Source organism: Shinella sp. OV683 (assembly GCF_057787725.1).
This window is the reverse complement of record NZ_CM173543.1, coordinates 2,915,624-2,928,863: the sequence shown is the minus strand read 5'-3', so window position 1 is coordinate 2,928,863 and position 13,240 is coordinate 2,915,624. Positions and strand designations below refer to the sequence as shown.

15 protein-coding genes are annotated in these 13,240 nt (G+C 59.4%); 7 read left to right on the top strand and 8 right to left on the bottom strand.

Annotation, left to right across the window (positions count from 1 at the left end; genetic code table 11):
* Positions 1-83: 83 nt before the first annotated feature.
* The 4 genes from ACXHRN_RS14005 to grxD all read right to left on the bottom strand — a co-directional run bounded on the left by ACXHRN_RS14005 (position 84) and on the right by grxD (position 3,943).
* The gene (locus ACXHRN_RS14005) at positions 84-767 is read right to left on the bottom strand and encodes an FkbM family methyltransferase (RefSeq protein WP_488636925.1); all 684 of its coding nucleotides are present in this window, start codon (positions 765-767) and stop codon (positions 84-86) included.
* Positions 768-886: 119 nt separating this feature from the next.
* Positions 887-2,119 carry a multidrug effflux MFS transporter gene (locus ACXHRN_RS14000; RefSeq protein WP_488636924.1) on the bottom strand — a complete coding sequence of 411 codons (1,233 nt, stop codon included), beginning with the start codon at positions 2,117-2,119 and terminating at the stop codon, positions 887-889.
* Positions 2,120-2,236: 117 nt separating this feature from the next.
* Positions 2,237-3,478 carry a multidrug effflux MFS transporter gene (locus ACXHRN_RS13995; protein ID WP_488636923.1) on the bottom strand — a complete coding sequence of 414 codons (1,242 nt, stop codon included), beginning with the start codon at positions 3,476-3,478 and terminating at the stop codon, positions 2,237-2,239.
* Positions 3,479-3,604: 126 nt separating this feature from the next.
* Positions 3,605-3,943 (bottom strand): Grx4 family monothiol glutaredoxin, encoded by a 339-nt coding sequence (grxD, locus tag ACXHRN_RS13990; protein WP_488636922.1) that lies wholly within the window; start codon positions 3,941-3,943, stop codon positions 3,605-3,607.
* A 280-nt stretch (positions 3,944-4,223) separates the two neighbouring features.
* On the opposite strand from grxD, the gene ACXHRN_RS13985 reads away from it, so the two are divergent.
* Both ACXHRN_RS13985 and ACXHRN_RS13980 read left to right on the top strand, forming a co-directional pair.
* On the top strand, positions 4,224-4,472 hold the full coding sequence (locus ACXHRN_RS13985) for a hypothetical protein (protein ID WP_488636921.1): 249 nt from the start codon (positions 4,224-4,226) through the stop codon (positions 4,470-4,472).
* 101 nt (positions 4,473-4,573) lie between these two features.
* On the top strand, positions 4,574-5,392 hold the full coding sequence (locus ACXHRN_RS13980; protein ID WP_488636920.1) for a sulfite exporter TauE/SafE family protein: 819 nt from the start codon (positions 4,574-4,576) through the stop codon (positions 5,390-5,392).
* Here the strand turns inward: ACXHRN_RS13980 and ACXHRN_RS13975 are convergent, their stop codons facing one another.
* Genes ACXHRN_RS13975 through ACXHRN_RS13965 form a run of 3 tightly spaced genes read right to left on the bottom strand, consistent with a single transcriptional unit; the run spans position 5,393 to position 7,130 of the window.
* Positions 5,393-6,088 carry a retropepsin-like aspartic protease family protein gene (locus tag ACXHRN_RS13975; RefSeq protein ID WP_488636919.1) on the bottom strand — a complete coding sequence of 232 codons (696 nt, stop codon included), beginning with the start codon at positions 6,086-6,088 and terminating at the stop codon, positions 5,393-5,395.
* Positions 6,088-6,306, bottom strand: a complete 219-nt coding sequence (locus tag ACXHRN_RS13970; RefSeq protein ID WP_488636918.1) for a DUF1289 domain-containing protein — start codon at positions 6,304-6,306, stop codon at positions 6,088-6,090. The genes ACXHRN_RS13975 and ACXHRN_RS13970 overlap by 1 nt, the downstream gene beginning before the upstream one ends.
* Before the next feature lie 41 nt (positions 6,307-6,347).
* Positions 6,348-7,130: an adenosylcobinamide-GDP ribazoletransferase gene (locus ACXHRN_RS13965; protein ID WP_488636917.1), complete on the bottom strand. Its 783-nt coding sequence runs from the start codon at positions 7,128-7,130 to the stop codon at positions 6,348-6,350.
* Between the two features lie 115 nt (positions 7,131-7,245).
* On the opposite strand from ACXHRN_RS13965, the gene cobT reads away from it, so the two are divergent.
* The 3 genes from cobT to ACXHRN_RS13950 all read left to right on the top strand — a co-directional run bounded on the left by cobT (position 7,246) and on the right by ACXHRN_RS13950 (position 10,378).
* On the top strand, positions 7,246-8,262 hold the full coding sequence (gene cobT / locus ACXHRN_RS13960) for a nicotinate-nucleotide--dimethylbenzimidazole phosphoribosyltransferase (RefSeq protein WP_488636916.1): 1,017 nt from the start codon (positions 7,246-7,248) through the stop codon (positions 8,260-8,262).
* A gap of 119 nt (positions 8,263-8,381) precedes the next feature.
* Positions 8,382-10,010, top strand: a complete 1,629-nt coding sequence (locus ACXHRN_RS13955; RefSeq protein WP_488636915.1) for a phosphoethanolamine transferase — start codon at positions 8,382-8,384, stop codon at positions 10,008-10,010.
* A 2-nt stretch (positions 10,011-10,012) separates the two neighbouring features.
* Entirely contained in the window at positions 10,013-10,378 is a 366-nt protein-coding gene (locus tag ACXHRN_RS13950; RefSeq protein WP_488641905.1) for a diacylglycerol kinase, read from the top strand.
* On the opposite strand, the gene ACXHRN_RS13945 is transcribed toward ACXHRN_RS13950, so the two are convergent.
* Positions 10,375-11,910: a sensor histidine kinase gene (locus ACXHRN_RS13945; RefSeq protein WP_488636914.1), complete on the bottom strand. Its 1,536-nt coding sequence runs from the start codon at positions 11,908-11,910 to the stop codon at positions 10,375-10,377. The genes ACXHRN_RS13950 and ACXHRN_RS13945 overlap by 4 nt on opposite strands.
* Positions 11,911-12,050: 140 nt before the next feature.
* Between ACXHRN_RS13945 and ACXHRN_RS13940 the strand changes: the two genes are divergently transcribed.
* Together ACXHRN_RS13940 and ACXHRN_RS13935 are read left to right on the top strand one after the other, a co-directional pair.
* Entirely contained in the window at positions 12,051-12,575 is a 525-nt protein-coding gene (locus ACXHRN_RS13940) for a thermonuclease family protein (RefSeq protein ID WP_488636913.1), read from the top strand.
* Positions 12,576-12,625: 50 nt separating this feature from the next.
* Complete coding sequence (locus ACXHRN_RS13935) at positions 12,626-13,240, top strand: glutathione S-transferase (RefSeq protein WP_488636912.1); 615 nt, start codon at positions 12,626-12,628, stop codon at positions 13,238-13,240.

The window sequence follows — 13,240 nt, the reverse complement described above, 5'->3', positions numbered from 1 at the left end:
GCCACGCAAAAATGGAGCGGTCTGCGCGTTAAGACAAACCGCTCCATCCGTATAATCGAGCTGTGCAGCCTTGCTATCGTCCGTCAGTCGCCTGCATATGAAAACAGCACCACCGAACCGTGCGAATGGTTTTGGTCATAGTGAAAACCACGTGAATGCATGGAATTGAACAGACGGATCATGCCCTTGCGACCTATCCGCCTCTGATGAACTTCCATGTAGACCTTCTTGACGGTGCTGAGATCGGCATTTTGGAACAATTCAAGCTCCCCGCCTTCGATGTCGCAGATGATCATCGTCGGAGCGATATCGGTTAGCACCGCGTTGAAGTTTTCGACCGCGACCTTCTCGATGGCAGCCGGATTTTCGATCGGCAGCAGACTCGAGGCCCAGAAGTTGGTGTGTACGTAGAAATCGGCAACCGTTTCCCTTGAGCCGTTTCTCAGGATGGCATTGCGAACTTCCCAGTTCTTGCGCAGCGGATCGGTATTTTTTGCGAGCGTGTTGTGTATGATTGGCAAGAGCTTGGGGTTTGCTTCATAGGTAACGAGCCGCTTGGTGAATGGGTTTTTTGCAGCCAATGTAGAAATGAATCCGACGCCGGATCCAAGTTCAAGTATTACTTCGCCTTCAGAAATAATCTTCTCGATGCTTCTAGCCTCTGCAACCTCGTATTTCCCTTCGGTGATCTTTTGAATCATGTCAGGCGAGATGACTTTTTCATCCAGAGTTATTTCTACACCACGATTTACTGCGACAACTGACATTTCGACATCCGATACGAGCGGGGAAAAGGTTGACACCAGCTATCTCAAAAAGCGCGGCGGTACAACAAAAAAGAACTATTTCGCTGGTATTGCCCAGCGCTTGGACAGCCAACCCCAGGTCACTTTACGCCCACCTGATACCGCGCGCTGACGCCGAACAGCTTGCCGTTCTCGGCGATCAGCACGCAGCCGATGGCGATCAGTCCGAGGCAGAAGAAACCGGCGGCGACGGGAATGACCGTGCCGTCATAGACATAGCCGATTGCCGCGCCCAGCGCCGCACCTCCTGCCGTTTGCAGAAAGCCGAAGATCGACGATGCCGTGCCGGCGACTTTGCCGAGCGGTTCCATGGCCAGCGTCGTGGTGTTGGAGCCGACCAGGCCGAACGAGAACATCACCAGCGTGAAGACTGCGAGGAAGGCAACGAAGGGCAGGTGGCCGGTATATGCCAGCAGCAGCCAGATGGCACTGAGCGTCGTGTAACAGATCAGTGCCGAGTGTGCCACGCGGCGCATGCCGAGCGCGCCGACGATACGGGAATTGAGGAATGACGCCACCGCCATCATCGCGGCCACAAAGGCGAAGGCCAGCGGGAAATAAGCGCCAAGCCCGTAGATGTCGACATAGATCTGCTGGGCGGTGCTGATGAATCCGAACAGGCCGCCCATCGCAAACATCGCCGAAAGTCCGTACATGAAGGCGCTCTTGTTGGAGACAACCAGCGTGAACCCTTCGGCAATCACCGACACCCGCAACGGCCGGCGATTCTCCGGTTTCATCGTTTCGGCCATGCGGAGAAACGCCCAGAGAAGCACGACAGCTGCAAGCACCGCCATGAACATGAAGATCGCCTGCCAATGGCCGGTGAACATGATCAGCTGACCGATCGCCGGCGCGATGACAGGAATGACCATGAATGTCATGAAAATCAGGGACATCACCTCGGCCATCACTCTCCCTTCGAACCGGTCGCGGACAACCGATTGCGCCACGACGCGCGTGGAAGCGGCGCCGACGCCCTGAATGAAGCGCAGGATCAGCAAGGTCTCGAAATTCGGGGCGATCGCGGCAAGCGCCGCCGCGACGATATAGATCCCCATGCCGGCGATCAGCGGCATGCGCCGGCCGAACCGGTCGGAGATCGGCCCGAAGAACAGCTGGGCGATACCGAAGCCGATCAAATAGGAGGTGAGCACGAACTGGCGGTCGTTTTCGTGCGCGACATTGAGCGCCTCACCCATCACCGGCAGCGCCGGCAGCATAATGTCGATGGCCAGTGAATTGAGCGCCATCAGCGCCGCCATCATGGCAATGAATTCCGGTTTTGAAACGGTCGGGGCGGGAGCGGACATGGGCGGTCTCTTGGAAAGCGGTGCGCGGGAGGAGCGCGACGCGTTGGTTATAGCGACGCTAACCGTCGCGCGAAAGGTTCATGCTTCAATTATCTCTCCGGAAAGGAACTTTCGTCCCTAGCCGTTGCGAAACAGTCGACCGCGCTCAGTCCAGAGAACCGCCAGCAACGCAAACAGGCCGCCAAAACCGAAGGCAAAGGCGAGAGGCGTCACCGTGCCGTTGTAGGCCTGGCCCACCACGCCGCCGAGCACCGTGCCGATGCTGGTCGTGGCAACGCCAAGCACCGACGAGGCAATGCCGGCGATGTGGCCGAGCGGCTCGAGCGCGATGGCGTTGATATTACCCTGAAGCACGCCAAACGAGGCCATGCAGGTGGACAACAGAGCAAACGCTACCCAGAACGGTGGCAAGCCGCCGAGCGATAGCAGGAACAGCAGCAGCCCCGAGGCTGTGAAAATGACCATCGCCCCATGCGCGACCGGCCGCATACCGAACTTGCGGACGAGGCGGGCGCTGAACAGCGCCGTGATCGCCACGCCGATCGACGATGCGCCGAAGGCCAACGGGAAGAGCGTACCAAGCCCATAGAGCTCGCCATAGACCTGCTGCACCGAGACGATATAGGAAAACAGCGAGATCAGCGTCAATGTGCTCGCGACGGCATAGCCCGCGGTGACGCGGTTGGTGCAGATTTCGGCCAGGCCTTCCCAAAGGCTGCCGAGCGCCAGCGACCGGCGTTCCGTATGATTGAGGGTCTCGCGCAGTCTCAGGCTCATCCAGATCAGCAGCAACCCGCCAGCGACGGCATTGAAAATGAAGATACCTTCCCAGCCACCGGCAAATTCGATCGACTGACCGACGGTCGGCGCGATGATCGGCACGATCATGAAGGTCGTAAACACAAATGTCAGCACGCGACCCATCGCCTGGCCGGCAAAACAGTCGCGCACGACGGCCATGGTCACCACTTGCAGTGCCGCCGCACCCGCACCCTGCACAGCGCGCATCGCCAGTAGGGACGAGAAGTCCTTCATGAAGATGGCAGCGATGGAACCGATGAGGTAGAGCGATAGGCCGAATGTCAGCAGCGGCTTGCGGCCGAAGCGATCGCTTAGCGGGCCATAGACGAGTTGGCTGAGCGCAAAGACCACGGCAAACACCAGGATAACCAATTGCCTGCTGTTTTCATCAGCGACGCCGAATACGGCGCCGATCGCCGGAAGTGCCGGAAGCATGATGTCGATGGACATGGCGGCAACAGCCGACAGCGAAGCGCACATGGCAACGAATTCGAACATGCCGAGATTGGAGCGCGATGTTGCTCCGCTTGATGTGCTCGCAAGGCCGTAGTCGCTCATGGCAATATCCCGATCCACAACGCAAGAAAGTGCGTGCACCTAGCCGGTGCCGCACTGACGATCAAATTTCTGGATTAGGCGGGCCGACAAAACGGCCCGCAGGAAGGCGCTTAGTTCAAGGGCAGATTAAGCTGCCTGGCCCTTGTGGGCAATACCGTTGTCGGCCAGCGTCTGCTGCAATTCGCCGGACTGGAACATTTCGGTCACAATATCGCAGCCGCCGACGAATTCGCCCTTGATATAGAGCTGCGGCACGGTCGGCCAATTGGAATAATCCTTGATGCCCTGGCGGAGATCGGCATCGGCCAGCACATTGTGGCCCTTATAGTCGACACCGACATAGTCGAGGATCTGCACGACCTTGCCGGAGAACCCACATTGCGGGAAATCCGGTGTGCCCTTCATGAAAAGCACCACGTCGTTGGTCTTCACTTCGTTGTCGATGAATTGTTCGATCGCACTCATATCTCTGATCCTTGTCGCGTAGCCGGGGTCAAGGCCCGGCAGCCTCAACACATTGTATAGTGAATGTCGCACTGATTTTCCAGAAGTGCCGCACCACATTGTTTGCGAAATGATAGTTCCATGGCTGCAGAGTATCGCCGCTAAGAGTCCTGTGCCTTGGGGAACAGCAGAATCGATCGATCTGCCGCAATTTAAACATAAGCATGAAAATGCGTTAAGCGGTGGCGAATATAGAGCGGTTTCATTCCGTTACTGCTAGACGACAGCGGAGCAAGGTCCGATGAAAGCAACAGAAAAGAGACGCCCGGCCTATATAAGATTTGCGATCGTGACGATGCTCACGCTCGCGATCGGCGGCAAGTGGTATGCTTATGTTGCCCATGCCGACAGCCCGTTCGACGACTTTGGCTCAAGCATCAATGCGATGATGCCCGGCCCGATCAACAAGGTCGGCTGCGACATGCTCAAGAAGCGCTTTGGCAATTTGCCCATTCCGCCCAGAGGCTGCGAGGGCTCGCGCTGGACCTGACGCTAAAAAGCCGACCGCGTACCGCAAAACGTAGATGTGAGCTTGTGAGACAACGCCCCGCGGCTTAGCACGGTCCGGACCAAGCCATCCGGACCCATTCAATGCCTCCCCTTTCCGACCTGATTTTCTTCGCCATCGCCCTGATTGCCGCTGGCGCTCTTGCGGGCCTGCTCGCCGGCCTGTTCGGCGTTGGCGGCGGCGCGATCCTCGTGCCCGTCTTCTATCAGGTCTATGGCCTGGTCAGTGTGCCGGAAGCCGTGCGTACCCATGTCGCCGTCGGCACTTCGCTTGCCATCATTGTGCCGACCTCGATCCGGTCCTTCAACGCCCATCGCAAACGCGGTGCGGTCGATATGGCGATCCTCAGGAACTGGGCCATCCCGGTGCCGCTCGGCACCATCGCGGCAGCGCTTATTGCGGCGGCGATCTCAGGCCGTGAGCTCCGCATCATCTTTGCCGTCCTGGCGCTGCTGATCGCCATCCGAATGTTCCTTAACCGCGAGAACTGGCGGCTTGGCAATGAATTGCCGTCTGGTCCGGTCAATGCGGGTGCGGGGTTTGGCATAGGCTTGTTTTCAGGACTGATGGGCGTCGGCGGCGGGGTGCTCTCCAATCTCTGGATGACGCTGTTCGGCCGCACTGTGCACCAGTCTGTGGCGACGTCCTCGGGTGTCGGTGTGCTGATCTCGATCCCCGGCCTGATCGGCTATGTCTGGGCCGGATGGAACGAGCCCGGCCTGCCACCGTTTTCGACCGGTTATGTCAACTGGATCACGGTGGCGCTGGTCATTCCGCTGACGCTTTATGTGGCGCCCTATGGGGTGCGCCTCGCGCATGCCTTGTCGAAACGACATCTCGAAATCGGCTTCGGCCTGTTCCTCACGGCCGTATCGGCGCGGTTCTTCGTCAGCCTGATGTGATCAGTCGCGTAGCCTCAGCTCGTCGCCGGAAAAACTCACAGAACTGAGCGTCTCCATGAAATTCATGCCGAGCAGGCTCTGGGCGAGCTTGCCACGTTCGGCGACGCCGGCGCGGACATTGGTGCGCTGGATGCCGCCGATGGAGATGTCGGCGAGCGTCACATAGGCGGTGCGGGCCGGACCATTGGCGGTCATGACCATCTGGTTGAAATCGAGGTTTTGCGGATTGAGACCGACGCGTTCGGCATCTTCATAGGAGAGCGCGATGGTCGAGGCGCCGGTATCGACCATCATCGATATCGGCGAACCGTTGATGGTTGCGTCGGCCTGATAATGGCCGTTCTGCGCCTTGTAGAGAACGACGGTCGAAAAACCGTTCTCGTCGACGACAGTCGCCGCGCGACCGGGAACGAGGCCGGCAGTTACCCGCGAGGCGACGTCCTGTACGTCGTTACGATACAGATAGGCCGTCACCAGTCCAAGGATAATCAGAGTCCAGATGGCGAGATTGCGGAAGGCTTCGCCCATATTGCGCTGGGCTGCGAAAATGCCGGAGCCAACCAGCAGCACCAACGCGCTGTAATAGACGATGCGCATGCTGTCATCGCCATCGAGCGCTGATGTGCCCGACGACATCGCCTTGAAAATCAACAATCCGCCGAGGGCAACGATGATCCAGATGAGATAGCGTTGCATCAGTCTTGCCTCTCGCGTGCCATGCGGGTGCGTCGGGTCTCGCGACGCGGTCGGCGTTCCACGGTTTCGAGCCGGGCGGGCAGGGCTGCCATGATCTCGCGGCGTTCGGCTGACGTGTAGCCGATCCAGCCGCCGATTTCCTCGCGCGTGCGACCGCAACCGAAGCAGTAGCCGGTTTTGTCATCCATCGAACAGACGAGAATGCAAGGCGATTCCATTTTCAAACCTATTGATGCGACCGATACGGCCACAAGTTCCATCAGACTGCAAGCGCCAGCGCAAACAACGCCGCCATCTCGGCGATTTGTTCCGCAGCCCCGATCGTGTCACCGGTATGACCACCGATCTTTGATCCGATATAATGCGTCAGGCCATAGGTTGCCAGCCCAGTGACGGCGAGAACCAGCACGATCGCCAATAGTCCGGCGGCAGGGCCGATGACCAGCACCGTGGCCGCTGCGGCTGTCGCCAGCGCCAGCATCACCGCGGATTGCTCGGGTATACCGACCGACGCGGCCACGCCATCCCGGCGCGCTTGCGGTAGCATCGACCAGTGCCACACCATCGCGGCACGGCTGAGCGCCGCCACTGCAACCACCGTGAAACCAGCCGCCGTCGGCCCCATATGGCTTCCGAGCGAGAGGAGCCCGGCAACGCGGATACCGTAGGACAGCACGAGTGCCGAGGCGCCGTAGGAGCCGATGCGGCTGTCGCGCATGATCTCAAGGATGCGCTCGCGGGTGCGACCACCGCCAATCCCGTCTGCCGTGTCGCTGAGGCCATCTTCATGCAGCGCGCCGGTGATCAGTGTCTGAACCCCGAGCATGACGAACGCAGCCAGCAACGGCTCCACATGCAGAGCCAACAGGATGGAGAAGACGGCGGCGGCGGGCAGGGCGACGAGCAGTCCCGCGGCCGGAAACATGCCGCATGCCCGCGACAATGAACCGTCGTGGTCACGGAAAAAGCGTCCGGGCATCGGCACCCGACTCAGAAAGCCGATCGACCGGGCGAGGTCGTCGGCATAGTCCCCCAAATTCATCCGGATATCCCCTGCGTCGAACTGCGGCGCGTTTGATGGTTGCCCGCGCCTGAGTCTCTGGATAATAGGAGCGCACGCCGCAGTTTGGCAAAGTAAATTCAGGAGTTTCCTCAGCATGAGCGTCAGCGGTCTGCCCTTCGATGATTTCCGCAATCTCATCGCCAATCTGCCGGGTCCTGATTCCCGCGCGCTCGTCGATGCGCGAGAGCGCGACGGCCAGCTGACCAAGCCGCCCGGCGCGCTTGGACGACTCGAGGAAATCGCCTTCTGGCTCGCCGCCTGGAGCGGCCGCAAGCCTGCCGTCAATCGGCCGCTGGTGGCGATCTTCGCCGGAAATCACGGGGTCACCCGCCAGCGTATCACGCCGTTCCCGCCCGAAGTCACCAAGCAGATGGTCGCTAATTTCTCCAATGGCGGTGCGGCGATCAACCAGATCTGCGCGACCTATGACCTTGGCTTGAAGGTGTTCGACCTCGCGCTTGACTACCCCACCGGCGATATCACCGAGGAAGCTGCACTCTCCGAGCGCGATTGTGCCGCGACCATGGCCTTCGGCATGGAATCAATCGCCGGCGGCACCGACCTGCTCTGCATCGGCGAAATGGGCATCGGCAACACCACGATCGCCGCCGCCATCAATCTGGCGCTCTATGGCGGCACGGCGGAAGATTGGGTCGGCCCGGGCACCGGCTCGGAAGGTGAGCTGCTGAAGCGCAAAATCGCCGCCGTCGAAAAGGCGGTCGCGCTCCACAAGGATCATCTGCATGACCCGCTCGAGATCCTGCGCCGCCTCGGCGGCCGCGAAATCGCTGCCATGGCGGGTGCGATCCTTGCCGCGCGCATGGAAAAAATCCCCGTGATCATCGATGGCTATGTGGCAACGGCCGCAGCCTCGATCCTCAAGGCGGCCAATCCGTCGGCGCTCGACCATTGCCTGATTGGCCATGTCTCGGCGGAGCCTGGCCATATCAGGGCGATCGAGAAGCTCGGCAAGACGCCACTGTTGGCGCTCGGCATGCGGCTGGGCGAGGGGACCGGCGCGGCACTCGCCGCCGGCATCGTCAAGGCTGCTGCAGCCTGCCATTCCGGCATGGCGACATTCGCGTCGGCGGGTGTGTCGAACAAGGATTGACCGGCGCTTGCCACAATTTCGCCGGGGGCGTAAGCGACGGCACTGGAAGCGCTTCTGTCGACTTGCATCGAGTCTCTCGTTGCAAGAAGCTGCGGCGTCCATTTTCACGGGTGCCCTAGATGAAATTCTTCAAACGCCCTGAAATCGGCAGCAACACGCTTGCCGTCCTCGTTTCCCTCTTTCTTCTCGCCGTCACCAATCTGAGTTTCTGGAGGAAGGCGCTTGCCGGTTTCGGCGGCGGTCCCGCGTTCTGGGGTTTCGTGCTGACGATTGCAGCGGTCTTCATCGCATTCTCGATCGCATTCTCGTCCCGCTGGATCGCCAAGCCGATCTATATCTTCCTGCTCGTGGTCAGCGCATCCGTGGCCTATTTCACCGACACATTCGGGACGATCGTCAATCAAGGGATGATCGAGAATGCTGTGACAACGACGACGGATGAGGCGAAGTATCTCGTTACTTGGGAGTTCTGCCTGCACATCCTGCTGTTCGCAATCCTGCCGAGCTTACTGGTCGTGTGGGTTAAGGTGCGCCACCGGCCATTCGTCGGCAAGGTGATGTACAACTCCTTGACCATCGGCCTGCTGCTGGTCGTCGCGGGCGTCATCACCTATCTGCAGATCGGCCGGGTTATCGTGACGCTTCGTAAAGACCACGAGATGGTGGAAGTCCTGAACCCTACGGGCCCGGTATCTGCCGCGGTGAAGTTCACGATGAACTCGATGCAGGACCGCAATCTGCGTCGCAAGGAAATTGGCAAGGACGCGCGGCTCGGCACCTGGATCACGGCGGACACCAAGCCGGTCGTGACGGTGCTGGTGGTCGGCGAGACCGCGCGCGCCATGAACTTTTCGCTGAATGGATACAAGCGCGACACCAACCCAGAGCTTGAAAAGCTCGATGTCCTGAATTTTCCGGGTGCCACCAGCTGCGGCACCGACACCGCCTATTCGCTACCCTGCATGTTCTCGATCTATCCGCGCAGCGAATTCTCCAGGCGCAAGGCGAAGGCGACGCAATCGCTGATGGATGTCGTGCGCCATGCCGGCGTCGATGCCTATTGGTGGGACAACAATACCGGCTCCAAGGGCGTCGCCGACCTCATCAGCTTTTCGAGCCTGACCAACAACAAGGATCCGCAGCATTGCGATGCTGGGGGCGACTGTCGCGACGGCATCTTTTTGAAGAAGCTGGATCAGGTCGTCGGCTCCGCCAAGAAGGACACCGTCGTCGTGCTGCATCAGATCGGCTCGCACGGCCCGGCCTATTATACCCGCTACACCGACAAATTCCGCAGGTTCACGCCGGATTGCCGCACGCCGCAGCTGACGGACTGTTCCATCGAGCAGGTCGTGAACGCCTACGACAACACCATCCTCTATACTGATGATTTCCTGGCCCAGGTGATCGGCATTCTGCAGAAGCATCAGCAGACCGAAACGGGTGCCATGCTTTACATGTCCGACCACGGCGAGTCGCTCGGTGAAAACGGGCTCTACCTGCATGGCGCGCCTTACGCGATCGCGCCACCCGAGCAGACGCATGTGCCGCTGATCACCTGGCTGCCGGAGGAGTATCGCAGCCGCTCGGGGCTGGATAGCGCTTGCCTGGAAGCGCTGAAGGGAAATCATTATTCGCACGACAATTACCTCCACACCGTGCTTGGCTTGATGAATATCGAAACGTCGGTTTACAAACCCGACATGGATATGTTCAAAGACTGCCGCAAGGCACCATTGGGGCAATGAAGATGATCGAGCCGGAAGGCAAGAAGACTGGACTGGCGCATCTGTTTGCCGCCGGCAGTTATTCCTATGCAGGGTTCTGGAGGGCGATCAACGAATCGGCCTTTCGCCAGGAAGTGGTGTTTTTCCTGGCGAGCCTTGTGCTGTTTGTCATTGTCCATGCGACGTTCGCCGAGTTCCTCATCCTGACGATCATCTTCCTCATGGTGTTTGCTGTCGAGGCATTGAACACTGCCATTGAGGAGGTCATCGACCGCGTTTCGCCGGAAGTCTCCCAGACCGGCAAGCATGCCAAGGATCTCGGATCCTTCGCGGTGTTCTGCACGTTGGCGGCAGCAACGCTTTATATCGCCTGGGTGGTTTTTGTTTAAGCAAAGCTCTTGCGGCGGCGATCGACCGGCTGGGTATCTTCCACCGCCGGCAAGGACTGCAGCACGCGCTTGGCAGGCAGGATGGCGATCACTTCGGTGCCCTCGCGCAGCTTCGACTTCAGCAGGAACTGTCCGTCATGCTTGTGCAGGATCGCCTGCACAATCGGCAGGCCGAGCCCGGTGCCTTGTTCGGCGCTTTTGATGGCGATCGAGCCCTGACCGAAGGCGGAGAGCACGACCGGAATTTCCTCTTCCGGGATGCCCGGGCCATTGTCCTTGATCGACACATACTGGCCGCCGGAGCCGGTCCAGCCGGCTTTGACGACGATTTCCCCACCTGACGGCGTGAACTTCACCGCATTGGAAAGCAGGTTGAGGATCACTTGCCGAAGGGCCTTCTCGTCTGCCCAGAGCGACGGCATATCCGGCTCGAACTGGTCGAGGATGCGGATCGATTTTGCCTTGGCGCGCAGTTGCACCATGCCGATGCAGTCCTCGGTGATATCGACCAACTGCACCGATTCCTCGTTGAGCTGGTAGCGACCCGCCTCGATGCGGGAGAGGTCGAGAATCTCATTGATCAGGTTGAGCAGATGTTCGCCCGATGTGTGGATGTCGACAACATATTCCTTGTAGGTGGGGTTGTTGAGCGGCCCGAGCACTTCGGTCGACATGACTTCGGAGAAGCCGAGAATGGCATTGAGCGGTGTTCTGAGCTCATGCGACATCGAGGCGAGGAAGCGTGATTTTGCCAGATTGGCCTCTTCGGCCCGTCGGCGTGCCTCGTCCGACATGGATTTGGCGACTTCAAGCTCGGCGATCAGGTCGTCCTTCTCCGTCTGGAAGGAGAGCAGCTTGATATTTGTGTTGTACATCCGGTCAGTGATGAACGAGAAGAAGGCAAGCGCCATCGTAAAGGCTGCCGTCAGCGCCAGATCCAGCGGGTTGCGGTTGATGGCCGCCGTGATGGCGAGCGAGAGGACCACGGGAAGAAAAGTATAGAGCGTCGAGCCGCGCAGCATGAACAGCGCAAACGAGGTCGCCACCAGCGCCACCAGCAGCACCGTCGCCTTGAAGAAGAAATAGCCTGTTCCGACACAGGCTGTGCAATCGATATAGGCAAACCATGCCCAGCAGCAGCCTGCCAGCATCTGCCCATAGAGCAGGCGCATTCGCCACTTTTCAGCATTTTCGGGTTGGAGATCGGCTTTGCGTGCTTTGCTGACCAGCAGCAGGTTGAGCGAATGAACCAACAGCGAGGCGAGCATCCAGGGAAAGAGTTCGCTGGCATCGAAGGTGTAATTGGCAAAAATTCCGACGAGCAGCACAAACAACGGCAGCATTGCGGCGCTGTGCTGGATCGAACTCAGATGCGCCGAAAGCATTTCCTTGTCGTAGCCGCTCGCAGCGCCGCCCGTGAGTTGCAGCCGCTCGCGCGTCGTCTTCACCGTCCGCGCCACGGCCCTGTTCTTGGAGGCGCGGGAACGGTCGACGATGATTTTGTCGGGCGACGAACTGGCTCTGTTACTCATGATACGGGACTGAAACTCGCTTCGGAAGCGTAGCCGAGATTAAACCGCAATCATTAAGAAGATGCTTCCATGATAAGGATTTGTTTGCCATGTCAAGCGTGCGAGAATGGTTCAGAATCGATACTTGGTGGGTGAGGTAATTGAAGAAAATCAGCCGCTTGCGCGAGATTGTTACGCTGGTGTGCTTCGTGCTGTTGCTGTCGCTTATCGTAGCGAAAGTAGAGAATGAACGCGATGAACGTTTGGCAGGTACTTTCCGCGCTGCCGATGGTGACAGCCTGGTGCTCGGCAAGCAGCGATTGCGGCTCACGGGTATCGATGCGCCTGAACTCTCCCAGACCTGTATGAGGGAAGGCAAGCCATGGCCATGTGGACTGCAAGCGAAGCTTGCGCTCGCCAAGCTGGTAGCGGATCCGCATATCGCGTGTATTGGCAACAGCCGCGATAAATACGATCGGCTGCTGGTGACTTGCCGTCGCGGAAGTCTGGATATCAACCGTTCACAGGTCATGGATGGAATGGCCGTGTCTTTCGGCGATTATGAGCGGGAGGAGGACGTGGCGAAGGCCGCCAGGCGCGGTGTATGGGCCGGCGAGTTCCTCATGCCGTCCGAATGGCGCGCCCGGCACCGCATGGAACTCGATCGCGAAAGTCCGCATTCTTGATCTTTCATCAAAGGCTGCTTTGCTGTTGAATGAACGTTGGAGGTAGACGCATGAAACTTTACGACGCCGACTGGGCGCCCAATCCGCGGCGGGTGCGGATCTTCCTCAAGGAGAAGGATTTCGACATCGAACGCATCGACATCGATCTCAAGGCCGGCGCCCACCTGACCGACGATTTCTGCCGGATCAATCCGCTGCGGCGCGTGCCGGTGCTGGAGCTCGACGATGGCACGCGCATTTCGGAGTCGGTGGCAATCTGTCGCTACATCGAGGAGATCCAGCCAGACCCGCAGCTCTTTGGCCGCAGCGCAAAGGAAAAGGCACTGGTGGAGATGTGGAACCGGCGGATCGAACTCGGCTTCTTCATGCCGGTGGCTTTTGCGTTTCGCCACATCCACCCGGGCATGGCGACAACCGAGGTGCCGCAGGTTCGGGAATGGGGCGAAGTCAACAAGCCCAAGGCCATCGCCTTCCTGCATTTTCTTGAGGGCCAGCTCGGCGACCGGTCGTTCGTGGCCGGCGACCATTTCTCGATCGCCGATATCACTTTGCTTGTCGCCTATGACTTCATGCGGGTCGCGCGGCTGACCTGTCCGGAGGACTGCGTGCGCGTGCGTCGCTGGTACGCTGCCGTTTCGGCCCGGCCGAGTGCGGCCATCAAGTGA

What these genes read in the sequence shown, in the direction of transcription:
- ACXHRN_RS14000 (WP_488636924.1), bottom strand. Translation starts at nt 2,119, where the DNA reads ATGTCCGCTCCCGCCCCGACCGTTTCAAAACCGGAATTCATTGCCATG.
- ACXHRN_RS13955 (WP_488636915.1), top strand. Translation starts at nt 8,382, where the DNA reads ATGAAATTCTTCAAACGCCCTGAAATCGGCAGCAACACGCTTGCCGTC.
- ACXHRN_RS13965 (WP_488636917.1), bottom strand. Translation starts at nt 7,130, where the DNA reads ATGAATTTGGGGGACTATGCCGACGACCTCGCCCGGTCGATCGGCTTT.
- ACXHRN_RS13985 (WP_488636921.1), top strand. Translation starts at nt 4,224, where the DNA reads ATGAAAGCAACAGAAAAGAGACGCCCGGCCTATATAAGATTTGCGATC.
- ACXHRN_RS13945 (WP_488636914.1), bottom strand. Translation starts at nt 11,910, where the DNA reads ATGAGTAACAGAGCCAGTTCGTCGCCCGACAAAATCATCGTCGACCGT.
- cobT (WP_488636916.1), top strand. Translation starts at nt 7,246, where the DNA reads ATGAGCGTCAGCGGTCTGCCCTTCGATGATTTCCGCAATCTCATCGCC.
- ACXHRN_RS13995 (WP_488636923.1), bottom strand. Translation starts at nt 3,478, where the DNA reads ATGAGCGACTACGGCCTTGCGAGCACATCAAGCGGAGCAACATCGCGC.
- ACXHRN_RS13950 (WP_488641905.1), top strand. Translation starts at nt 10,013, where the DNA reads ATGATCGAGCCGGAAGGCAAGAAGACTGGACTGGCGCATCTGTTTGCC.
- ACXHRN_RS13970 (WP_488636918.1), bottom strand. Translation starts at nt 6,306, where the DNA reads ATGGAATCGCCTTGCATTCTCGTCTGTTCGATGGATGACAAAACCGGC.
- grxD (WP_488636922.1), bottom strand. Translation starts at nt 3,943, where the DNA reads ATGAGTGCGATCGAACAATTCATCGACAACGAAGTGAAGACCAACGAC.
- ACXHRN_RS13975 (WP_488636919.1), bottom strand. Translation starts at nt 6,088, where the DNA reads ATGCAACGCTATCTCATCTGGATCATCGTTGCCCTCGGCGGATTGTTG.
- ACXHRN_RS14005 (WP_488636925.1), bottom strand. Translation starts at nt 767, where the DNA reads ATGTCAGTTGTCGCAGTAAATCGTGGTGTAGAAATAACTCTGGATGAA.
- ACXHRN_RS13935 (WP_488636912.1), top strand. Translation starts at nt 12,626, where the DNA reads ATGAAACTTTACGACGCCGACTGGGCGCCCAATCCGCGGCGGGTGCGG.
- ACXHRN_RS13980 (WP_488636920.1), top strand. Translation starts at nt 4,574, where the DNA reads ATGCCTCCCCTTTCCGACCTGATTTTCTTCGCCATCGCCCTGATTGCC.